Origin of the sequence: Streptomyces sp. NBC_01451 (genome assembly GCF_036227485.1) — a bacterium.
Lineage (GTDB): Bacteria > Actinomycetota > Actinomycetes > Streptomycetales > Streptomycetaceae > Streptomyces.
The window spans coordinates 697,881-718,823 of record NZ_CP109479.1 but is presented as its reverse complement, the minus strand read 5'-3'; the positions used below and the strand labels follow the sequence as shown (position 1 = coordinate 718,823).

The following is a 20,943-nucleotide window of genomic DNA, read 5'->3' as shown; positions in this document are numbered from 1 at the left end:
TCATCAGCCCTTCGCGTCGATGGCGGCCTGGAGGGACTCCTTGTAGCCGTCGCTGGTGATGGTGGCGCCGGAGACGGTGTCGATGTCGGCGCTCTGCGCGGCGAGGGTCTCCTCGATCAGGACCGGCACCGCGGCCGTGGTCTGCGGGTGGTTCGGCTGCTGGAGCATCTTCACGGACGCGATCGTGTCGCCCTCGAAGGTCACCTCGACCTGCACGGTGCCCTTCTCGGTGTCCACAGCGGTCCCCGAGACGACCTTCGACGCGGACTCCGCAGCAGGTGCCGACGTGGCGGCGGACGCGGAGGGCGACGGAGACGACGCGGCGGAGTCCGCCCGGGAGTCGATGGCGGCCTGGAGGGACTCCTTGTAGCCGTCGCTCGTGATCGTCGCTCCGGAGACCGTGTCGATGTCGGCGCTCTGCGCGGCCAGCGTCTCCTTGATCAGGACCGGCACGGCGGCCGTGGTCTGCGGGTGGTTCGGCTGCTTCAGCATCCGCACCGAGGAGATCTTGGAGCCCGCGAACGTCACCTCGACCTGGACGTCACCCTTCTCGGTGGCCACGGTGGTACCCGCGACGACCGTGGACGACGAACCGGAGGAACCCGACGAGGACGTCGAGGACGAGGCCGACGGAGTCGTGGCGGGGGTCGAGGCCTCCGAGGAGGTGATACCCAGCGACGGCTCGTAGAGCCAGACGGGGACCAGGCCCGCGATGCTCAGGACCAGAACAGGCAGTGCTCGTTTCACGACGTTCCTCTTATCCGGCCAGGCTGAAGCGCTCGAAGTGGGTCTGCGACCTGGGCACGCCCAGATCCCGCAGGCTGCGCAGCACCGCGTTCATCATGGGCGGCGGGCCGCACAGGAAGACGTCCCGGTCCGTGATGTCCGGCACCAGCCTGGCCAGCTCGGCCGGGGCCAGCTTGTCGGGGGCGACCGGCCCGCTCACCAGGTGCAGCTCGGCACCCTTGGCGTGGGCGAGGTCCCGCAGCTCCTCGAAGAGGACGGCGTCCTGGTTCCTGGCCACCCGGTAGATGACCACGGCGTGGCCCTGGATCTCCTCCAGCAGGGCGCGGATCGGCGTGACACCCACACCGCCGGCGATGAGGACGGCCTCGGGGCGGGTGCGGTGCATCGCCGTGAAGGCGCCGTACGGGCCCTCGGCGAAGACGCGGGTGCCGACCGGGATGTGCTTGAGGGCGGCGGTGCCGTCGCCGGCCACCTTCGCGGTGAGCCGCAGCGTCCTGCCGTCGGGCGCCGCCGACAGCGAGAACGGGTTCGCCTGCCACCAGCGGTCCTTGGTGAGGAACCGCCACAGGAAGAACTGGCCGGCGCGGGCCGGCAGCTTGTCGAGGTCGCGGCCCGTCATGTAGATCGACACGACGTTGTCGGCCTCGGGGACGACGGCCGAGACGCGCAGCTGGTGACGGAGGTTCTTGCGCAGCGGCAGCACGACCCGGCCCAGGAACACCGAACCGAGCGCCACGCTCCACAGGGCCCACCAGTACGTGGTGGCGGCGGACGACGAGGTGAACGTCGTACCGACACCGACCTGGTGCGTGAACGCCAGGACGACCGCCACGTAGGTGTACAGGTGGATGAAGTGCCAGGTCTCGTAGGCGAGGCGGCGGCGGGCGTAGCGCGCGGAGACCGCGCCGATGACCATGATCAGGACCAGGGCGACGATCGCGCGCAGCACGCCCTCGGTGGTCTCGGCCAGCTCCACCAGCTCGTCGACCGGGCCCATGGACGTGCCCTCGGCGTAGCCGAAGGTGATGAACACCGCGTGGGCCATCAGCGTCCACAGCAGACCGAAGCCCACCCAGCGGTGCCAGGAGGTCAGCCGGTCCATGCCGATGCGGTGGTCGAGCCACGGCAGCCGGGCCACCAGCACCAGCTGGAAGGCCATGACGAGGGCGCCGTACAGCCCGGCGAGCCTGCCCATCACGATCAGCGCGTTCGACGCGAACCCGGCCTGGAAGAAGAAGACGGTCACGACGGCCACGTTGGCGGCCAGCACGGCGTACAGGCCCGTGCGGGCCACCACTTTGGGTCGTATCGCCGTGGGGGGCGCGGGAGGCGATTGGACGGTCGTCACGGACGGTGCTCCTTGATCGGGTCCGGGGACACCGAGCATGACCGACGGTAGCTGTCATTGAGCTGTCGTTGGACTTTCAAGTTGTTATCGATCTCGCGTGGGGAGGGGGAGAGGTATGGCGCCGGAAGCGGCGTGCAGCACTATGAGCACGTGGAAAAAGTACGACTTCTCGTTGTGGACGACGATCCGCCCATCGCCGACCTGGTCGCGACGGTCGCCCGCTACGAGGGCTGGGAGGCGGTCACGGCGTACTCCGGTGAGGAGGCGCTGACCAGGGCCGCCGAGTTCCATCCGGACATCGTGGTGCTCGACCTGATGCTCCCGGGCCTCGACGGCTTCGCCGTGCTCGACCGGCTGCGGCTGTCGGGCACCATGGTGCCTGTGGTCTTTCTCACCGCTCGTGACGGAGTCGCCGACCGGGTCGCGGGGCTCACCCGGGGCGGCGACGACTACCTGGTCAAGCCCTTCGCCGTGGAGGAGCTGATGGCCCGGCTGCGGACCGTGCTGCGCCGCAGCGCCGGCCCCGCCTTCCAGCGGTCCGTGCTCCGGGTGGCCGACCTGACGATGGACGAGGACACCCGCGAGGTCCGCCGCGGCGACAAACGACTCACCCTCACCCCCACCGAGTACGAGGTGCTGCGCTACCTGATGCGCAAGTCGCCGACCGTGCTCACCAAGGCGCAGATCCTCGACCACGTCTGGGAGTACGGCTTCGGCGGCCGTTCCAACGTGGTGGAACTGGTCGTCAGCCGGCTGCGCCGCAAACTCGACGATCCCGACCAGCACGACGAACCGCTGATCCACACCGTGCGGGGCGTCGGCTACGTGGTCCGGCAGGTCGGCGCGTGATCCGCCGCTGCCGGGAGACCTACCGCCGGCTGCGGCTCGGCACGCGGCTGGCGCTGGGCATGGGAGTGCTCTCGCTGGCGGTGTTCGCCGTCGTCGGCGCGTCGCTCTCGATGTACATGCGGGAGTACCTGGTACGCCAGCTCAGCGACCAGATGAAGCTCGTCCAGGTCACCCAGTCCAAGGACGTCGTGGCCTACGGCAGCGTGCAGGGAAAGCCGTACTACGGCTGGTACACCGCCTCGTACTCGGTCTCGGGCAGCACACCCGTACTCCGCGAGCCCGCCGACGTCCCGAAGGACTCCGCCGAACTCCTCGCCACCGCCGAGCACGTGCGCGCCACCGACACCGACCCCGTCCTGCGCACCGCGCGCATCGACGGGGACGCCTACCGGCTGCGCGCCTGCGAGGTCGAGGCCGGGGTCGTCCTGGTCACCGCGGCGCCCATGGACGACATAGAGAACACCATGGACCGGCTGGTCACGGTCCAGGTCGTCGCCTTCGCACTCGCCCTCCTGGGCCTCGTGATCCTCGGCCGGGCGGTGCTGCGCCGCGGCCTCAGGCCCCTCAGCGACATGGCCCACACCGCCCGCGGCATCACCTCGCACGACTTCACCGACTCCGCCCGGCTGCCCGTACGCGCGGACCGGGGCGACGGCGGCCCCGAGGTCGAGGAACTCCGCACCGCTTTCAACACCATGCTCGAACACATCGACGACTCCCTCGCCGTGCGCACCGAGGCCGAACAGCGACTGCGCCGCTTCGTCGCCGATGCCTCGCACGAGCTGCGCACACCCCTGATGTCGGTACGGGGCTATGCGGACCTCTTCCAGTACGCCGCCGCCAACGAGCCCGGCGAACGGGACCGGCACCTGGCCCGGCTGCGCGCCGAGGCGGCCCGGATGGGCGTCCTCCTCGACGACCTGCTGCTGCTCGCCCGGCTGGACGCGGCCCAGGTCGAGACACCGCTGCGCCCGGAGAACGCCGACCTGGTGGAGCTGGTCGGCCAGGCGGCGGACGCCTTCCGCGCGGGCCACCCGGAGCATCCGCTGACGGTGACGGCGGTCCCGAAGGGACTGTGGCTGCGTCTCGACCCGCTGCGTATCCGCCAGGTCCTGGACAACCTGCTGACCAACGCGGCCGTGCACACGCCCGCCGGCACGGCGGTGTCCCTGGACGTGACCGTCGACAAGGCCGCCGACGGCACCGGCGGCCACGCCGTGGTTCGGGTCGCCGACGCGGGCCCCGGCATTCCGGCCGCCGACCAGGACCGCGTCTTCGACCGCTTCTACCGCGTCGACAAGGCCCGCAGCCGCGACCGTGGCGGCAGCGGCCTGGGACTCGCGGTCGCGCTCTCCCTGGCCCGGGCGCACGGCGGAACCCTCGACCTGACCAGTGGCCCCGGCTGCACCGCCTTCGTCCTGCGCATCCCGCTCGACAGGACGGAGGGGCAGCCGAACAGCTGAACAGGAACAGGAGTCAGGAACAGGAGTACCGACAGAACGACCCGGCCGACCGGAACGCCCGACCGGAACGCCCGACCGAAGAGAACGACTCGACCGAACAGAACGACTCAGTCCGAACGGCTCAGCACGGACGATCTGAGGAGACCCCCCACTGTGAACGTACTGATCGTTTTCGCCCATCCCGAACTCTGCTCCTTCAACGGCGCTTTGAAGGTCAGAGCCGTCGACGTCCTGAAGCGGGCCGGGCACGAGGTCGTGGTCAGCGACCTGTACCGGCTCGGCTGGAAGGCCGTCGTCGACGCCGAGGACTTCCCCGGAGTCTGGACCGACCCCGACTTCCTGGACGTCATCGCCGAGCAGGAACGCGTGTCGGCGGCGCACGAGACCCCGCCCGACGTCCTCGCCGAACAGGAGAAGGTCGCCCGGTGCGATCTGATGATCCTCCAGTTCCCGCTGTGGTGGTCCGGCATGCCGGCCATCCTCAAAGGCTGGATGGACCGCACGATGGCCCGCGGCTTCGCCTACGCGGAAGGGCGCGCCTACGACACCGGTCCGCTCAGAGGCAGACGCGCCCTGGTGTGCACCACCACCGGCACACCCTCCGGCCTGTACGCCCCCGACGGCACCGAGGAGGACCTGGACCGCGCCCTCTGGCCCATCCACCACGGCATCCTCGGCTGCCTCGGCTTCGACGTCCTGCCGCCGTTCGTCGCCCGAGCCCCGGCGCAGGCGTCGGCGAAGCAGCGCGAGGAGTACCTGGCGGAGTACGGCGAACGCCTACTGGCCGAGTGCCCTGCGGAGCCCCGCCCCGACAGGGACGCGGGGAACGGCGCGACCAGCCCGCAGAGACCCGCGCGGAACGAACTGCGCGTCCCGTGAACCGTCCGGCCGACGGAGGTCGCAACCCCGCACGGTGCCCCGTGGAGACCGCGATGAGCCGGTCGTCGGCACGGTGAGTGTCCTGTGGCCGCCGGGCGGTTGTCCGGCGGCCACAGGACCTCCGTGGCCCTTCGACTCCGCTACGGGCTACTCCCGTACGAGGGAGGCCACGTGGTCGGTGACGGTGTCGATGATGTCCATGCAGGCCTTCTCGTCACCGAGGGCCAGGAAGTTGAGCGTCAGCCCGTCCGTCATCGAGGCCAGATAGCCGGCCAGCACCGGGACGGGCACGTCCAGTTCGAAGCCCATGGTCGAGCGCAGCTGCTCCAGCAGTCCGGCGTACGTCTCGGAGTAGAGCTCGTACTGCCTGCGGGCCAGATGTGCGAACTCCGGCTCGCGCAGGGCGTACTGGGTGAGTTCGTAGGTCAGCATGTGCTCGCCCGGGTGGGCGGCCACATGGTCCCAGTACGCCCTGAAGCCCGCACGGATCGTCTCCTGGAGGGTGGGCTGGGGCTGGATCGCCTCGCGCACCACGTCGACGTAGTGGTCCATGATCGTCGTGATGACCGACTCGATCAGGGCCTGCTTGGAGTCGAAGCAGTAGTGGAAGACGCTCAGTGACACGCCCGCCTCCGCGGCGATGGACCGGGTCGTCGTCCTGGGGACGCCGTCCCGGGTCATCGCGCGGATGGCCGCCTCGGTCAGCTGCCGGCGCCTCTCGGCCGACGGCTTGCGTGCCATGAACTCCCCCTAGGTACGGAACTCAGCTGCTGTAGACACCTACTTCGTAGAGTGAGTATCCCCAGTCCGTGCCCCGATCCAGTCCGTGGACGCGCACATAGCGGGCAGGTACTCCCGCGAACTGCGCGGTGTCCAGGCCGCCGTCGCCGACGGTCGTGGACCACGCGGTCTGCCAGGTCGTACCGTCGGTCGAGAGCTCGATGCGGTACTCCTTGCCGAACGCCTTCTCCCAGTCGAGGGTGACCCGCTTGACCAGGTTGGTGGACCCGAGGTCGAGCTGGAGCCACTGGTCGTCGCTCCAGTCGCTCGCCCAGCGGGTGCCCGAGTCGCCGTCCACGGCGCGGCCGGGCTGGTAGCTGGTGAACGGGTTCGACTCGGACGAACTGGCCGTCGCGGACACGCCCTTGGCGAGGTTCACCCCTGCCTTGTGGGCTTCCGAGGCACCCCAGGTGTCGAGGTAGGACTCGGCACCCCGGAACAGGTCGCTGACCGCGTCCGCGCCGCCGACCTGCTTGATGTCCTGGATCCAGTCCGGGATCAGCCCGACGTGCGCCGCGCCGTCCGTGTTGAAGTCCCAGGTGCGTTCTCCGGTGGTCTGACGGTCGATGACCGAGCCGCCGTCGACACTTGTGAAGGGGTACGTCACCGTCGAGTCGGCGCGGGGCGCCGGGTGGTCGCCGATGCCGTTGAAGTCGGTGCCGTAGCCGTAACCCACGTTGTACTTGGTGCGCAGGGCGTCGGTGCGCGCGGCCTCCGCGACGAACTCCTTGGAGGAGTGCATGTACTGGGCGATGAAACCGCCGAGACCGTAGACCCGGTCGGTCCAGTTGAGGTCCATCCAGCTGTGCGAGGAGAGCACGCCCGGGTAGGCCTCCGCCGCGAAGATGTCCATCGCCTGACCGGCGGCCTTGACGCCCATGTGGTCGATCTCGAGCATCATCTTGCGCTTCATCATGCCGCGCACCGCGTAGTCGCCGAGCGCGGTGAGCCCGCGCTTGTTGCACTGCGCGTCCGAGTCGTACGTCGGCAGTTCGGTGCCCGCCGGCAGGTCCTCCGTCGCGCTGGTCGCCGTGGCGCCGCCGATGGGGTTGTCGTGCATCGCGGTCGCGCACTTCTCCGTCTGCCAGAAGGTGCCCGTCGACAGGAACTGGCCGACGTTGATCGCCGTACCGAGACCGCCCTCGTCGAACCGCACCCCGCACAGCGCGTTGTCGAACTTGTGGCACAGGAACATGCTGCGCACACCCAGGCTGTACAGCTCGTCGAGGCCCTTGTCGATGTCGGCCTTGCTGCACTGCGCGATGTCCAGGATCTGCTTGCAGCCGAAGGGCTCGGACGTCTCGACACCGAGCACGACCGCCAGCTTGCCCGCCTTGATCACCTCACGCGCCTGCGCGCTGTCGGTGACGATCCGGAACCAGCCCTTGCCGGTGCCGCCGTACTGCGCGTCGATGAAGTCCTGGAGCTGGTACGTCAGTTTCGCCTGGAGGCGGATGGACGTCATCTCGTCGCAGCTGCGGTCCTTGAACGGGTAGACCGAGCAGATCACGCCGTTGGTGACCAGGTCGTTGACCAGCACGCGCTGACCGCCGCGCCAGGCGCGCTCGACCCAGGCGTAGTAGTTCGCCTGGTGGGTCATCGAGTCGTATGCGGGCCAGTCCTTGAACGTCGGGTAGCCGACCGGGTCGTGCTTGCCGTCGCCGCCGTGGGTGATGTAGTCGAAGATCGCGAGGGTGCCGTCCGGGTAGTGCTCCGGACAGTCCTTGAGGGCGTCGGCGATCCCGCTGGTGGAGAAGACCTTCCCGCAGATGAGCCGTCCGCCGAAGGCCTCGTTGGAGAACAGGTGGTTGTGCGCGTCGACGAACCCCTGTACCTCACCCTGGGCGTTGGTGCCCTTGAAGGGCTCGCCCGTGACGTTGATCTGGGAGTCGGGCGTCGGGCGCGCGGTCGGCGTCCACCAGTCCGTGCCGGCCGCCGCGCTGGGCCCGGTGCCGAGCATCAGCGCCATCACCGCGAGGAGCAGCGGCAGCACGGTCAGAGGTCTGCGCCCTCGACGCGGGCGAGGCGGGAAAGCAGGCTCGGTCATCACTCACGTCCTCGCACAAAGATTGTCATGGCTCGCGCAACTCTGTGATGAGGATCGCGACAGCGGGGTGACGGAGTCAATAGTCCGGGACGCTTGACCTGATAGCCGGACCGGACCTAATGGGGGTTTCTGTGGGTGAACCGCGCGAGAACTTCACGCTGACCGGTCGTGAACAGGGTTCAGGTATGGAGAACAATATTGTTGACAATGTTGTCCGTCTAGATTTAGCGTCGACAGGCACTCACTCAGGAGGGCACATGCCGAACCAAGCCCGTCCAGGCACCGGAGAGCAGGCCAAGCAGCACGCGCTGGAGCGGCTGCGGCAGGCGATCCTGCGCGGCGACATGTCGCCGGCCCAGCGGCTGGTGGAGAACGAACTCGCCGAGCAGTTCGGTGTGACCCGGGCCAGCGTCCGGGCGGCGCTGATCGAGCTGGAGTCGGAGGGGCTGGTCGAGCGGATCCGCAACCGCGGCTCGCGGGTGCGGGTGGTGTCCGTGGAGGAAGCGGTCGCCATCACCGAATGCCGGATGGTCCTCGAAGGGCTGTGCGCGGCCAAGGCGGCCGTGGCGGCCACCGACGACCAACTGGCCCAACTGACCGGCGTCGGCGAGGCGATGGCCAAGGCGGTCGCCGACGGCGAACCGGTCACGTACTCCGAACTCAATCAGGAACTGCACCTCCGGATCAGGCAGTTCTCCGGCCAGCAGACAGCCGTGGAACTGCTGGAGAAGCTCAACGCCCAGTTGGTGCGCCACCGTTTCCAGCTCGCGCTGCGACCGGGGCGTCCCCAGCAGTCCCTGGGTGAACACCTGGCCATGGTCGAGGCGATCACGGCCAGGGACCCGCAGGCGGCCGAAGCGGCCGCTCGCGCCCATCTCACGAGCGTGATCGCCGCGTTGCGCGAATAACGCGATGCGCGCATGACGCCGCCGGGGTGGGCCGACCGACCTGTCCACCAAGGAGATCTCAGCCATGACACACGATGCGGTGCCCGTCACCGCCCGCTCGACACTGGTGATCAGCGCACACGCCGGTGACTTCGTCTGGCGGGCGGGGGGCGCGATCGCGCTGGCGGCCTCGCGCGGCGAGAAGGTCGTCATCGCATGCCTGTCGTACGGGGAGCGCGGCGAGTCCGCCAAGGCCTGGCGGGAGGGCAGGTCGCTCGACGAGATCAAGGCGATGCGCCGGACCGAGGCCGAGCAGGCCGCCGCCGCGCTCGGCGCCGAGGTCCGCTTCCTCGACGCCGGCGACTATCCCCTCCTGGCCACCCCCGAGCTGACCGACCGTCTCGTGGGCATCTACCGCGACACCCGGCCCGACGTGGTGCTCACCCACCCGCTGTCCGACCCCTACAACGCCGACCATCCGGCCGCCGCCCGGATGGCCCTGGACGCGCGCATCCTCGCGCAGGCCATCGGCTATCCCGCCCCCGGTGAAGTCCTGGGCGCGCCACCGGTGTTCTTCTTCGAACCCCACCAGCCGGAGATGTGCGACTTCGTCCCGCAGGTGCTGCTCGACATCACCGAGGTGTTCGACACCAAGCGCAAGGCCATGGAGTGCCTGCCGGCCCAGCGGCACCTGTGGGACTACTACACCGACCTCGCGAAACGCCGAGGGGTCCAGCTCAAGCGCAACGCGGGCCCCAACCTGGGCCTGGCGCACGCCACTTACGGCGAGGCCTACATGCGCCCGTACCCGCAGGTCACCGAGGAGCTGGCATGAGCGGCGTCATCGTCACCAACCCCCCGCGCGCACACGCCGAGGACGTCGAGGCGCTGGCCGGCTACGGCGTGGCCACCGTCCACGAGGCACTGGGCCGCACCGGACTCCTCGGCCCCACCCTGCGCCCCGTCCAGCAGGACGTACGCATCGCGGGCACCGCCGTCACCGCGCTGTGCTGGCCCGGCGACAACCTCATGATCCACGCGGCCGTCGAACAGTGTTCCGAGGGCGACATCCTGGTCGTCACCACCACGTCCCCCTGCACGGACGGCCTGTTCGGCGAACTGTTCGCCACCGCGCTGCGCCACCGGGGTGTGCGCGGCCTGGTCATCAACACCGGCGTACGCGACACCGCCGAACTGCGCGCCATGGACTTCCCCGTCTGGTCGGCGGCGGTGTCCGCGCAGGGCACGGTCAAGGCGACCGGCGGCTCGGTCAACGTCCCCGTCGTGGTGGGCGGGCAGCAGATCCGCCCCGGCGACGTGATCATCGCCGACGACGACGGCGTGATGGTCGTGCCCCGGCAGCGTTCCGCCGAGGCCGTCAAGCTGTCCGAGGCCCGCACCGCGAAGGAGGAGGCGTCCCGACTCGCCTTCGCCGACGGACAGTTGGGCCTGGACCGGTACGGACTGCGCGAGACCCTGGTACGGCTGGGGGTGCGCTACCAGTCGTACGAGGAGTACGCGGGGGGTGCTGGCTCGGAGACCGGCGGGGGAGCCGGCGCGGGTGCCGGACCGGGGGTCCGCCCGTGAGCACGGGCCGCCCGGCGGAGGAACTGCGCTGCATGCTGATGCGGGGCGGCACCTCCAAGGGCGCCTACTTCCTCGCCGAGGACCTGCCGGCCGACCCCGCCGCCCGCGACGACCTGCTGCTGCGGGTCATGGGCAGCCCCGACCCCCGCCAGATCGACGGACTCGGCGGAGCACACCCCCTTACCAGCAAGGTCGCCGTCGTCTCCCGCTCGGCCGACGAACAGGCCGACGTGGACTACCTGTTTTTCCAGGTAGGCGTCGACCGGCCGACCGTGACGGACCGTCAGAACTGCGGGAACCTGCTCGCGGGCGTCGGCCCGTTCGCCGTGGAACGCGGACTGGTCGCGGCCGGGAAGGAGTTGACCTCCGTACGCATCCGCATGGTCAACAGCGGTGACCACGCCACCGCGAACTTCCCCACCGCGGGCGGGCGTGTCGTCTACTCGGGCACGACGGAGATCTCCGGTGTGCCCGGCGCCGCCGCTCCGGTCGCGATCGGCTTCGGCCGGGGGAGCGCACCCCTGCTGCCGACCGGGCGGGCCCTCGACATCGCCGCCGGGACACCGGTGACCTGTGTCGACAACGGCATGCCGACCGTACTGATCGCGGCCTCCGCCCTTCAGGTCACCGGCTATGAGGCCCCGGGGGACCTGGAGGAGAACGTCACCCTCAAGGAACGGCTGCGCGAAATCCGGCTGGCGGCGGGCAAGTTGATGGGCCTCGGCGATGTCTCCGGAACGACCGTGCCCAAGCTCACCCTGCTCGCGCCACCCGCCCAGGGCGGCACCGTCACGACCCGCACCTTCATCCCGGTCCGCTGCCACACGGCGATCGGTGTGCTGGGCGCCGCGAGCGTCGCCGCCGGGCTGCGCATGGCCGGCGGTGTCGGGGAGGGCGTGGCCCGCCTCCCCGACCGCGCCGACGACCCGCTGCGCATCGAGCACCCCACCGGATTCCTGGACGTCGAATCCGTCGTCGACACCGACGCGCCCACCCCGGTCGCGCAGCGCACGGCCGTCGTCCGTACCGCCCGCAAGATCTTCGACGGCACGGTCTTCCCCCGGCCCGCCGTCCCGCCCGCCGCATCTCCCGCTGTCCCGCCCGCTGACAGGAGCCGCTGATGACCCCGCCGCTCGGCGACATCGCCCACCTGGGCCATGTCGAACTCCTCACCCCCGACCTGGACGCCAGCGTCCGGTTCTTCACCACGATCCTCGGCCTGACCGAGAACGGCCGCTCCGGCGACTCGGTGTACCTGAGGACCTGGGACGACTACGAGCACCACAGCCTCACCCTCACCGCCCACTCGACCTCGGGCATCCGCCGTACAGCCCTGCGCGCCTCCAGTGAGGAGGCCCTGCGGCGCAGGGTCAAGGAGGCCGAGGGCGCGGGCCGCCCCGGCCGCTGGGCCGAGGACGAACCCGGCCTCGGCCCGCTCTACGTCACCACCGACCCCGACGGCCACGAGATCGCCCTGTACTGGGAGAGCGAGTGGTACGAGGCGCCGCCCGAACTCCGGCCCGGCCTCAAGAACCAGCCCCAGGCCAAACCCGCCACGGGCGTCGGCGTACGCCGCCTCGACCACGTCAACTTCCTCGCCGCGGCGGTCGAACCGAACGCCGGGTTCGTCCAGCACGTCCTCGGCGCCCGCCCCACCGAGCAGATCGTCCTCGACGAAGGACGCCTGGCCGCCCAGTGGCTGACGTTCACCAACAAGTCGTACGACATCGTCTACACGGAGGACTGGTCCGGCTCCAACGGCCGCCTCCACCACATCGCGTTCGCCACGGACACCCGCGAGGACATCCTGCGCGCCGCCGATCTGTGCCTGGACAACGGCGTGCACATCGAGACCGGCCCGCACAAGCACGCCATCCAGCAGACGTTCTTCTTGTACGTCTACGAGCCGGGCGGCAACCGCGTCGAACTGTGCAACCCGCTCACCCGGCTGGTGCTCGCCCCCGACTGGCCGCTGATCACCTGGACCCAGGCCGAGCGCGCCAAGGGACAGGCCTGGGGTCTGAAGACCATCGAGTCCTTCCACACGCACGGCACACCTCCGCTCGGCTGACGGGCTCGACCGACGCGCCCGTCCGCGGCGTGGTCCGTGACCGGCGACGGCACGGGCCACGCCGCACATGAGATTGTTGACAAAAACGTTGACACTTGTTCGGGCGGCTCCCTACGGTCGACCGCACCTCCCCTCCCCAGGGACCCCCCTGCCGGACGATAGGAAACAACGATGTCTCCGTCCCCCGCTCCCGCCCCCGCCCCGTCCGCTCGCGGCGGCAGGCTGGCCGTGCTCGTCGTCGGCCTGTGCTGGCTGGTCGTCTTCTTCGACGGCCTCGACATGTTCGTCTACGGCGCCGAACTGCCCCACATGCTGGAGCACAAGGCCCTCGGACTCGTCCCCGACCAGGCGGGCGACCTCGGCAGCTACGCCACCTTCGGCATGCTCGTCGGCGCCCTGTCCGCGGGTACGGTCACCGACTGGATCGGGCGCAAGAAGGTGATCATCACCTGCACCGCCGTGTTCTCGCTGGCGTCCGCCCTGTGCGCGCTCGCCCCCAGCCTCGGCGTGTTCGGCCTCGGCCGCTTCATCGCCGGCCTCGGCCTCGGCGGTCTGCTGCCCACGACGATCACGATGGTCTCCGAGTACGCCCCGCGCGGACGCGGCGCCCTGGTCGTCGGCACCCTGATGACCGCGCACCAGGCCGGCGGCATCATGGCGGGCTTCCTGGGCCTGTGGACGAGCGGCCCCGACGGGTGGCGCGTCGCCTACTGGGTCTGCGTGATCCCGCTGCTGGTCGGAGTCCCGCTGGTCGCGAAGTTCCTGCCCGAGTCCATGCGCTTCCTCATGGCCAGGGGCCGCATCCAGGAGGCCCGGGCCCTAGCCGACCGCTACGACGTCGAACTGCCCGCCGCCCCGACGGAGCGCCCCGTCAGCGGGGACCGCTGGAGTGCCGTCGCCGCCCTCTTCCGCGGCAACCTGTGGCGCACCACCGCACTCTTCTGGCTGGCCTCCTTCTGCGGCCTGCTGCTCGTCTACGGGGTCAGCAACTGGCTGCCGACCATGATGCGCGGCGCCGGCTACGAACTCGGCTCGTCCCTGTCCTTCCTCATCGTCATCAACCTCGGCGGCATCGTGGGCATGCTGGTCGCCGGCCGCTGCTCCGACCGCTACGGCGCCGCCCGCGTCGCCACCGTCTGGTTCGCGTGCACCGCGGTCGGCGTCTACCTGCTCGGCATCCACATGGCGCTGCCGCTCACCTACACCGTGGTCTTCCTCACCGGCATGTTCCTCTTCAGCGCGCAGGCCATGATCTACGCGACGGTGGCCGGACGTTCGACCGACGCCGACCGTGCGACCGCGGTGGGCTGGGTGTCCGGCATCGGCCGCTTCGGCGCGGTGTTCGGGCCGTGGCTCGGCGGTCAGCTGGTGGCGAGCGGGTCGGAGAGCTGGGGGTTCACGGCGTTCGCGGTCGCGGCCGTGCTCGCCACGGTGTTCGTCGCGCTGACGGGTCTGCGCGGGCCCGGCCGCCCGACATCGGCCGAGCCGGCCGAGGAACTGACCACGGCCGGCTGATCGGTCGCGCACCTTCCTGTCCAGCCCGCCGCCTCTTCAGCCCGTCCGGGGCCCCCTCTGGGGGAGTTCGAGGACGAGGCCCCACCAGCCTGAGCCATGTCTCCCACCCACCCACGCCGCTCCTTCAGCCCGGGCCCGGACATCCCAGCCCGTCCGGCGTTCGAGGACGAGGCCCGTCCAGGGCCGACAGCGGGGGTCTGGGTGCGCAGCCCCCAGGAACAGGACGGGACGGGCAGGGGCGGCGGGGCGGGGGCGAAAAAAATTCGCCTGCCTTCACCTGTCACAACCAGCACCCGGCCGGTGTCTTGAGACCGAACCCCCAAGAAGGGGCACCTTCGAACCGGAGGAGACACCATGACCGGCAACACCGATGTGGTCGTGATCGGCGGCGGCTACGCCGGCGTCATGGCGGCCAACCGTCTGACGCAGCGCGCCGACGTGACCGTCACGCTGATCAACCCGCGCCCGGCCTTCGTCGACCGGATCCGCCTGCACCAGTTCGTCGGCGGCACCCACGAGGCGGTCGGCGACTACGGCAAGCTCCTGGCCGGGGGTGTCCGGCTGGTGGTGGACACCGTGACACGGATCGACGCGGCCGGCCGCGCCCTGACCCTGGCGAGCGGCGGCACCGTCGGCTACGACCACCTGGTCTACGCGGTGGGCAGCGGCAGCGCCGACCCGCGGGTGCCCGGCGCCGCCAAGTTCGCCTACCCGATCGCCTCCCTGGAGGAGGCGCAGCGGCTGAGGCCGGCCCTCGACGCCGCGCCCGCGGCAGCCCCGGTCACGGTGGTCGGCGCCGGGCCGACCGGCATCGAGACCGCCGCCGAGCTCGCGGAACAGGGCCGCACCGTGACCCTGCTGTGCGGCGGGCTGCTCGGCCCGTCCCTGCATCCGCGGGGGCGCCGCTCGGTCGCCAGGCGGCTCGCCGCCCTCGGGGTGAGCGTGCTCGACGGCCCCGACACGAAGGTGACGGCGGTGACCCGCGACACCGTACGGCTCGCCGACGGGCGCGAGCTGCCGAGCGCCGTGACGGTCTGGACCGCCGGATTCGGGGTGCCGGACCTGGCCGCGCGCAGCGGGCTGAGCACCGACGCCCTGGGCCGCCTGCTCACCGACGAGACGCTGACGAGTGTGGACGACGAGCGCATCGTCGCGGCCGGGGACTCGGCGGCCCCGTCGGACCTGCCGTTCCGGATGAGCTGCCAGGCCGCGGTCCAACTGGGCCCGCAGGCAGCCGAGACGGTGCTGAGCCGGATCGCGGGCGAGCGGCCCGCGTCCATCGACGTGGGGTTCGTCGGAACGTGCATCAGCCTGGGGCGTCGCGCCGGTGTCTTCCAGGTCATGGGCAAGGACGACACCGCGAAGCGGTACTACCTCGGCGGTCGGCCGGGCGCGAAGACCAAGGAACTCATCTGCAGGAGCATCCCCTGGCAGCTGTCGTACGAGGCACGCAAGCCCGGTGCGCGCACCTGGTGGAGCAAGGACGCCAAGCGCGGCCTGCTGCTTCGGGCCGTTGCCGAACAGGAGCGGGCCGCCACCGAACCGGCAGCCTGAAGAGACCGCCCGGCGTGCCACGGCCGAGCGCCGGGCAGTGTCTCCCCGCTGACCGAACGACCGTCGACGAAAACGAAAAGGACCCTGTTGTGGAAGCACGCCTGAGAACCGTCGGGGACCAGGGCCGCCGCCCGCGCCGGACAGGGGCCCGGACATGAGCGAGCGCACTCCCACCCCGGAAACCCCTCCGGCCGCCGACCCGGCGACCGAGACGTTCGTCGCCCACCGCAACCTGCTCTTCACCGTCGCCTACGAGATGCTGGGCTCGGCGGCCGACGCCGAGGACGTCCTCCAGGAGACCTGGCTGCGCTGGGTCAAGGTCGACCTGGAGCAGGTCCACGACCAGCGCGCCTACCTGGTCCGGATCACGACCCGGCAGGCCCTCAACCGGCTGCGCACCATGAGCCGCCGCAAGGAGGCGTACGTCGGCCAGTGGCTGCCCGAGCCGCTCCTCACCACGCCGGACGTCGCCGAGGACGTCGAACTCGCCGAGAGCGTGTCGATGGCGCTGATGCTCGTCCTCGAAACCCTCTCGCCGACCGAACGCGCCGTGTTCGTGCTGCGGGAGGTCTTCGACACGGGCTACGACGAGATCGCCGCCGCCGTCGACAAGAGCCCCGCGGCGGTCCGCCAGATCGCCCACCGCGCCCGCCGGCATGTCGACGCCCGGCGCCCCCGCCAGACGGTCTCCCCGGACGTGGGCCGGGCCGTCCTGGAATCGTTCCAGCGCGTCCTGGAGACCGGGGACCCGCAGACCCTCCTCGACGTCCTCGCCCCGGACGTCGTCCTGGTGAACGACGGCGGCGGCATCAAGCAGGCGGCGCTGCGGCCGATCACCGGCGCCGAGAAGGTGGCCCGCTTCCTGATCGGCACCGCGGGCAAGAACAAGAGGCCGATCACCTTCGCCCCCACCGTGATCAACGGCGAACTGGCACTCGCCGTACACCTGGACGGCGAACTCGACGGGATCATGGCGATGCGCGTCGAGGACGCGCGCGTCACCGGCCTCTACTACGTCCGCAACCCGGAAAAACTGACCCGGGCCGAGACGGAGACCCCTCTCACCCTGCGCTGAACGGCCCAGGCCCAGGACCAGGCGACCGGCACAGGTGCGGGTGTGTCAGCGGTCCGCCGTGGCCTGCCGTACGTGCCGGGCGATGAGGGCGTAGATCTCCCGGCCCTTCTCGTCGTCGTCGAGGTCGTAGCCGTGGTCGACCCCCGCCATGTCATGGTGCTCGACCAGCGATCCCACCTGGCGCAGCCGCTCGGCGTAGCGCACGTTCTCCGCCCGGAGACGGTCGTGGGCGGCAGTGACGACCAGGGCCGGGGCGATGCCCTTGAGGTCCGCGGTCTCCTGCGGGTGGGCGGGGGAGACGAGCCGGTCGGTGCGCTCGCGCGGGTCCGGCACGTACGCGCTGTCGAACACCTCGCCCATCCACGGGCGCAGCACCGGCTTGGTGATCGCCGCGGGCTTGTCCTTGGCGGCGGTCGCGAGGTCGAGCGGCGCGTAGTGCAGGACCTGGAGCGCGATCGCGGGGCCGCCCTCCTCCAGGGCCTGGCGGGCCACGGCCGCCGCGAGACCGCCGCCGGCGCTCTGCCCGCCCACGGTGAGCCGGGTGCCGTCCCAGCCGTGCTCGGCGCCGTTCGCGGCGATCCAGCGGACGACCTCGTAGGACTGGCGGGGCGGGGCGGGGAACGGGTGCTGCGGAGCGACGACGTAGTCGACGTTGACGACCACCACGCCCGCCAGGGCGGCCACGGCACGGCAGAAGGCGTCGTCCGTCTCCGTCACCGGCATGATGAACCCGCCGCCGTGGAAGTTCACGTGGACCGGCGGGGCCGGGTCCTCCGTCGCGGGCCGGTAGACCACGACCCGGGCCGGGGAGATCGAGGTCGGGACCGTCAACGCGCTTGTGGCGCGCGGGAATTCGGGAAGCCGGGCGTGGTATGCGGCGGCGGAACCACGGCCGCTGGACCGCCGTTCCGCCAGCGTGACGAGACGCTGGAGCGTTTTGGCGATGCGGGAGGCCACCGCAGGCCTGGCGAGGAGGGACATGCGGTTCCGTTCGGTCGGGCTATTGCCAGGAATCCTGTCGATCGACAGGATGACATTAAACACGACCGACCGGTACAGGGGAAGCGGCTACGCCTTGTACGCGACCCCTCCGTACACGTCCGTCGGCTCCGGTGAGGTCCCTGGCTCAGGGCGCCACAGGGGGCAGGAGACGATGCCCGGCTCCACCAGTTCCAGGCCCTCGTAGAGCGCGGAGAGCTTGTCGGGGCTGCGCAGCACGTACGGGATCGCGCCCGTGTCGTCGTACCCGTCCTGGGCTCGCTTGAGCTCCTCGTCGGTGTCCGTGCTGTCGTAGTGCACGAAGTAGCTGCCCGGGGGCAGGGCCGCCTGGAGGCGGCGCGTGATCGACCTGGCCTCCTCCCAGTCCTGGATGTGACCGAGGATGCCCATCAGCATCAGGGCCACCGGCCTGTCGAAGTCCAGGAACCGGGACGCCGTCTCGATGATCTTCTCGGGTTCGCGCAGATCCGCGTCCACGTAGTCCGTGGTGCCCTCGGGGGTGCTGGTGAGCAGGGCCTGGGCGTGCCGCAGGACGAGCGGGTCGTTGTCGACGTAGACGATGCGCGACTCGGGGGCCACCTTCTGGGCGACCTGGTGCGTGTTGTCGTACGTCGGCAGGCCGGTGCCGATGTCGAGGAACTGGCGGACGCCGCGCTCGCGGGCCACGAAGGTGACCGCGCGGATGAGATAGGTGCGCGAGGCGCGGGCCATCGTCTCGATGTTGGGGGCGATCTCGCGGTACTCGTCGCCCGCGGCACGGTCGACCTCGTAGTTGTCCTTGCCGCCCATCCAGTAGTTCCAGATGCGGGCGGAGTGCGGCACCGTGGTGTCGATCTTGGACAGTGCTTCCTGGTCGGGGGTGGGTCGGCGGTCTGTCATCGGAGCTCTCCTTACTTGCCTCGCGCGGACTTCGCCAACCTATCGGCAACGGCTGCCTCGATTGCCGGAGTTGGGACTGAAGGGGCGCGGGGGTGTGGATGCGTCGAGTCCGGTCGGTGATCACGGCGGTCATGGGCGGAGGCGACGTTCACGCCCAGCACGGGAACGGGCTGGGCGAGCGTCCGGAACACCCGGGCGTAGGCGAGGGCGGCAGCGGTCTCCGACCCCTCGGCGCCGTACCGGGCGCCGCACCCGCTGTCGTGCCCGACGTCCCGCCCTCCCAGGGTGAGATGGAGCATGGCGCCCTCGCGCTCCGCGACCGTCTCGGCGAGGTCGAGCGCCTGGATCCAGGTCACCCGGGACCGTCCGTGCCGCAACGGCCCGTACGCGAGTTCCCCGATGATGCCGCCGTCGATGACGAGCCGGCCCGGTGGGGCTGGCAGGTCGGGGTAGGGCCGGGCGGGATCGAGATGGCGCAGTCCGCCCGATGGTTGCCGCAACGGGAGGCCGAGCAGGGCCGGTTCGGAGAGGAGCCGGGCGCGGTGAACGCCTTCGTGGCCCTCGACGGCCAGGGTCCGGTACGGGGTGACGGACTCCGGCACGGTCTGTGGCAGGGTCGTCGCGTGGGCCTCCCCGTCCTGCGGGAGCGGCCCGGCAGGAGTGCCGGCGCGTCCGGGCGGTATGCCTCGACCCGGGTCGCGAGGCGGCGTACGCATGCCGCTCCCTTCGGACTTCACAGTGCAGCGTGCGCGGTGGTGCGCGCGACGGTGCGTCAACTCCCTCAGCGCGTACGGGACCTCCGCGCGGCGGGAGTGCGCGTGCGGGTTGTGCGGGTGTGCCGGCGCCCGCGCGGGAGGGGGCACGGCGGGCGGAGGTCAGGCGATCAGGAAGTCTGCCTGGCCGGACTTGGCGCCCCGAAGGAACGCCGCCATCTCGTCCCGGGAGTAGACCAGCGCGGGCCCGTCCGGGTCCTTGGACTGCCGGAACGCGACACTGCCGTCGGGCAGCCGCTTGGTCTCGACGCAGCTTCCGCCGTTGGTGCCGCTCCAGGGCTTGTGCCAGCCCTCGGAGCCGAGTTCGGACGCGGGCATGCCGCTGTGGATGGGGCCGTCGGTTGCCATGGTTCACAACTCCTTACGCAGTGCTGCCAGGATCTCCCTGGTCCGAGCGACCGGCTCCGCCTGCACGGACATCCGGTCCAGTACCTCCAGGTACGTCACGACGTCGGCGGGCTGGTCGAAGTACTGCGCGCCGGCGAGGCTCTCCGTGTAGACGACGTCGGGCAGTTCGGAGAAGCCGAATCGGAAGTAGTGGAAGGGGCCGAAGGCTCCCGGGTGCGGACCCGCGGCGAAGCGCATGATCTGGAGCCGGACCTTCGGGTATTCCAGCACCTCACTGAGGCGGTCGATCTGAGCCCGCATCACCTCGGCCCCGCCCACGGGCCTGCGCAGCACGGTCTCGTCCAGTACGGCCCAGACGGCGGGCGCCTCGGGCTTGTCGAGCAGGTCCTGGCGCCTCAGCCGCAGGGCGACGCGGCGCCGGATGTCCTCGGGACTCTCGTTGGGGAAGCCGATGCGCAACAGCGCGGCGGCGTAGTCGTCGGTCTGCAACAGACCGGGGACGTAGTGGGGTTCGTAGAGCCGGATGACGCTGGCCTCGCTCTCCAGGCTCACGTAGGCGCTGAACCAGTCCGGCAGCACATCGCGGTACGTGTACCACCAGCCCGGCTGGTTGGCCTCCCTGGCGAGGTGGACGAAGTCCTCGATCTCCTCGGCCTGGACCCCGTAGGTGCGCAGCAGCTCCTTCACGTAGGGGATGCGGAGGCCGACCTCGGCCTTCTCCATCCGGCGGACCGTCAGCGGCGTGACCTCGATCGCCCGTGCGGCGTCCTCGAACGACACCCCGGCCCGCTCCCGCAGATGCCTCAGGCGTTTTCCGAGGACCATCCGAAGGACGGTGGGGGCACTTCCGCCTGAGCGGTTGTCGCTCACGTGGAACCTCCGGGGACCGCCGTCACAGCGGGCAGTGTGCCACGTTTTCGGTTGACACCGACAGGCCTTTGCGCTTCATTCTGAAATTATCAGAACGAAGGTTGCGAGCTGTGCGTGTCGGTCACCATAGTGACCGAGTGACCTGTCGCACATCGCGCGGTGGGGTCACCCAAGCCCGTCCGTCCGCGGGGAAGCTGACGTCCCGACGGATCAGGACGGGCGAGAAGCCCCATGCCTACGTGATGCGAGACCTGGACGGCCGCCGTGACGAA

At 70.5% G+C, this 20,943-nt stretch carries 20 protein-coding genes; 11 read left to right on the top strand and 9 right to left on the bottom strand.

What is annotated here, in order from left to right; genetic code table 11:
- Positions 1-3 precede the first annotated feature (3 nt).
- Both OG595_RS03190 and OG595_RS03185 read right to left on the bottom strand, forming a co-directional pair.
- Positions 4-747 carry an FMN-binding protein gene (locus tag OG595_RS03190; protein ID WP_329267518.1) on the bottom strand — a complete coding sequence of 248 codons (744 nt, stop codon included), beginning with the start codon at positions 745-747 and terminating at the stop codon, positions 4-6.
- Positions 748-757: 10 nt separating this feature from the next.
- Positions 758-2,095, bottom strand: coding sequence for a ferredoxin reductase family protein (locus OG595_RS03185; protein ID WP_329267517.1), 1,338 nt, complete (start codon positions 2,093-2,095; stop codon positions 758-760).
- Positions 2,096-2,245: 150 nt separating this feature from the next.
- Here OG595_RS03185 and OG595_RS03180 point away from each other — a divergent pair, with 150 nt between their 5' ends.
- From OG595_RS03180 to OG595_RS03170, 3 genes are all read left to right on the top strand, one after another.
- Positions 2,246-2,944, top strand: a complete 699-nt coding sequence (locus OG595_RS03180; protein ID WP_329267515.1) for a response regulator transcription factor — start codon at positions 2,246-2,248, stop codon at positions 2,942-2,944.
- A complete protein-coding gene (locus OG595_RS03175; protein ID WP_329267513.1) occupies positions 2,941-4,407 on the top strand; it encodes a sensor histidine kinase in 1,467 nt (488 codons plus the stop codon). The genes OG595_RS03180 and OG595_RS03175 overlap by 4 nt, the downstream gene beginning before the upstream one ends.
- Positions 4,408-4,560: 153 nt before the next feature.
- The gene (locus OG595_RS03170; protein ID WP_329267511.1) at positions 4,561-5,286 is read left to right on the top strand and encodes an NAD(P)H-dependent oxidoreductase; all 726 of its coding nucleotides are present in this window, start codon (positions 4,561-4,563) and stop codon (positions 5,284-5,286) included.
- A 147-nt stretch (positions 5,287-5,433) separates the two neighbouring features.
- On the opposite strand, the gene OG595_RS03165 is transcribed toward OG595_RS03170, so the two are convergent.
- A complete protein-coding gene (locus OG595_RS03165) occupies positions 5,434-6,027 on the bottom strand; it encodes a TetR/AcrR family transcriptional regulator (RefSeq protein ID WP_329267509.1) in 594 nt (197 codons plus the stop codon).
- 22 nt (positions 6,028-6,049) lie between these two features.
- Positions 6,050-8,113, bottom strand: coding sequence for a discoidin domain-containing protein (locus tag OG595_RS03160; RefSeq protein ID WP_329267507.1), 2,064 nt, complete (start codon positions 8,111-8,113; stop codon positions 6,050-6,052).
- A 257-nt stretch (positions 8,114-8,370) separates the two neighbouring features.
- Here OG595_RS03160 and OG595_RS03155 point away from each other — a divergent pair, with 257 nt between their 5' ends.
- The 8 genes from OG595_RS03155 to OG595_RS03120 all read left to right on the top strand — a co-directional run bounded on the left by OG595_RS03155 (position 8,371) and on the right by OG595_RS03120 (position 16,802).
- Entirely contained in the window at positions 8,371-9,021 is a 651-nt protein-coding gene (locus OG595_RS03155) for a GntR family transcriptional regulator (RefSeq protein ID WP_329267505.1), read from the top strand.
- A 64-nt stretch (positions 9,022-9,085) separates the two neighbouring features.
- Positions 9,086-9,835, top strand: a complete 750-nt coding sequence (locus OG595_RS03150) for a PIG-L deacetylase family protein (RefSeq protein ID WP_329267504.1) — start codon at positions 9,086-9,088, stop codon at positions 9,833-9,835.
- Positions 9,832-10,587, top strand: a complete 756-nt coding sequence (locus tag OG595_RS03145) for a 4-carboxy-4-hydroxy-2-oxoadipate aldolase/oxaloacetate decarboxylase (protein WP_329267501.1) — start codon at positions 9,832-9,834, stop codon at positions 10,585-10,587. The genes OG595_RS03150 and OG595_RS03145 overlap by 4 nt, the downstream gene beginning before the upstream one ends.
- 32 nt (positions 10,588-10,619) lie before the next feature.
- Complete coding sequence (locus OG595_RS03140) at positions 10,620-11,708, top strand: 4-oxalomesaconate tautomerase (RefSeq protein ID WP_329282605.1); 1,089 nt, start codon at positions 10,620-10,622, stop codon at positions 11,706-11,708.
- Positions 11,708-12,658, top strand: coding sequence for a catechol 2,3-dioxygenase (locus tag OG595_RS03135; RefSeq protein ID WP_329267498.1), 951 nt, complete (start codon positions 11,708-11,710; stop codon positions 12,656-12,658). Before OG595_RS03140 ends, OG595_RS03135 begins: the two co-directional genes overlap by 1 nt.
- Positions 12,659-12,829: 171 nt before the next feature.
- Entirely contained in the window at positions 12,830-14,173 is a 1,344-nt protein-coding gene (locus OG595_RS03130) for an MFS transporter (protein WP_329267496.1), read from the top strand.
- A 354-nt stretch (positions 14,174-14,527) separates the two neighbouring features.
- Positions 14,528-15,727, top strand: coding sequence for an NAD(P)/FAD-dependent oxidoreductase (locus tag OG595_RS03125; protein ID WP_329267494.1), 1,200 nt, complete (start codon positions 14,528-14,530; stop codon positions 15,725-15,727).
- A 154-nt stretch (positions 15,728-15,881) separates the two neighbouring features.
- Positions 15,882-16,802 (top strand): RNA polymerase sigma-70 factor, encoded by a 921-nt coding sequence (locus OG595_RS03120; RefSeq protein WP_329267491.1) that lies wholly within the window; start codon positions 15,882-15,884, stop codon positions 16,800-16,802.
- 45 nt (positions 16,803-16,847) lie between these two features.
- On the opposite strand, the gene OG595_RS03115 is transcribed toward OG595_RS03120, so the two are convergent.
- From OG595_RS03115 to OG595_RS03095, 5 genes are all read right to left on the bottom strand, one after another.
- Positions 16,848-17,783 (bottom strand): alpha/beta hydrolase fold domain-containing protein, encoded by a 936-nt coding sequence (locus OG595_RS03115; protein WP_329267490.1) that lies wholly within the window; start codon positions 17,781-17,783, stop codon positions 16,848-16,850.
- 87 nt (positions 17,784-17,870) lie between these two features.
- On the bottom strand, positions 17,871-18,680 hold the full coding sequence (locus OG595_RS03110) for an SAM-dependent methyltransferase (protein WP_329267488.1): 810 nt from the start codon (positions 18,678-18,680) through the stop codon (positions 17,871-17,873).
- 11 nt (positions 18,681-18,691) lie between these two features.
- The gene (locus OG595_RS03105) at positions 18,692-19,396 is read right to left on the bottom strand and encodes a hypothetical protein (protein WP_329267485.1); all 705 of its coding nucleotides are present in this window, start codon (positions 19,394-19,396) and stop codon (positions 18,692-18,694) included.
- 159 nt (positions 19,397-19,555) lie between these two features.
- Positions 19,556-19,801 carry a DUF397 domain-containing protein gene (locus tag OG595_RS03100; RefSeq protein WP_329267484.1) on the bottom strand — a complete coding sequence of 82 codons (246 nt, stop codon included), beginning with the start codon at positions 19,799-19,801 and terminating at the stop codon, positions 19,556-19,558.
- A gap of 3 nt (positions 19,802-19,804) precedes the next feature.
- The gene (locus OG595_RS03095; RefSeq protein WP_329267482.1) at positions 19,805-20,626 is read right to left on the bottom strand and encodes a helix-turn-helix domain-containing protein; all 822 of its coding nucleotides are present in this window, start codon (positions 20,624-20,626) and stop codon (positions 19,805-19,807) included.
- Between the last annotated feature and the right edge of the window lie 317 nt (positions 20,627-20,943).

Excerpts from the sequence above, each read along its gene's own strand:
- OG595_RS03145 (WP_329267501.1), top strand. The coding sequence starts at position 9,832 with ATGAGCGGCGTCATCGTCACCAACCCCCCGCGCGCACACGCCGAGGAC.
- OG595_RS03160 (WP_329267507.1), bottom strand. The coding sequence starts at position 8,113 with ATGACCGAGCCTGCTTTCCCGCCTCGCCCGCGTCGAGGGCGCAGACCT.
- OG595_RS03125 (WP_329267494.1), top strand. The coding sequence starts at position 14,528 with ATGACCGGCAACACCGATGTGGTCGTGATCGGCGGCGGCTACGCCGGC.
- OG595_RS03135 (WP_329267498.1), top strand. The coding sequence starts at position 11,708 with ATGACCCCGCCGCTCGGCGACATCGCCCACCTGGGCCATGTCGAACTC.
- OG595_RS03165 (WP_329267509.1), bottom strand. The coding sequence starts at position 6,027 with ATGGCACGCAAGCCGTCGGCCGAGAGGCGCCGGCAGCTGACCGAGGCG.
- OG595_RS03105 (WP_329267485.1), bottom strand. The coding sequence starts at position 19,396 with ATGCGTACGCCGCCTCGCGACCCGGGTCGAGGCATACCGCCCGGACGC.
- OG595_RS03155 (WP_329267505.1), top strand. The coding sequence starts at position 8,371 with ATGCCGAACCAAGCCCGTCCAGGCACCGGAGAGCAGGCCAAGCAGCAC.
- OG595_RS03100 (WP_329267484.1), bottom strand. The coding sequence starts at position 19,801 with ATGGCAACCGACGGCCCCATCCACAGCGGCATGCCCGCGTCCGAACTC.
- OG595_RS03140 (WP_329282605.1), top strand. The coding sequence starts at position 10,620 with ATGCTGATGCGGGGCGGCACCTCCAAGGGCGCCTACTTCCTCGCCGAG.
- OG595_RS03115 (WP_329267490.1), bottom strand. The coding sequence starts at position 17,783 with ATGTCCCTCCTCGCCAGGCCTGCGGTGGCCTCCCGCATCGCCAAAACG.
- OG595_RS03110 (WP_329267488.1), bottom strand. The coding sequence starts at position 18,680 with ATGACAGACCGCCGACCCACCCCCGACCAGGAAGCACTGTCCAAGATC.
- OG595_RS03150 (WP_329267504.1), top strand. The coding sequence starts at position 9,086 with ATGACACACGATGCGGTGCCCGTCACCGCCCGCTCGACACTGGTGATC.
- OG595_RS03130 (WP_329267496.1), top strand. The coding sequence starts at position 12,830 with ATGTCTCCGTCCCCCGCTCCCGCCCCCGCCCCGTCCGCTCGCGGCGGC.
- OG595_RS03095 (WP_329267482.1), bottom strand. The coding sequence starts at position 20,626 with ATGGTCCTCGGAAAACGCCTGAGGCATCTGCGGGAGCGGGCCGGGGTG.
- OG595_RS03120 (WP_329267491.1), top strand. The coding sequence starts at position 15,882 with ATGAGCGAGCGCACTCCCACCCCGGAAACCCCTCCGGCCGCCGACCCG.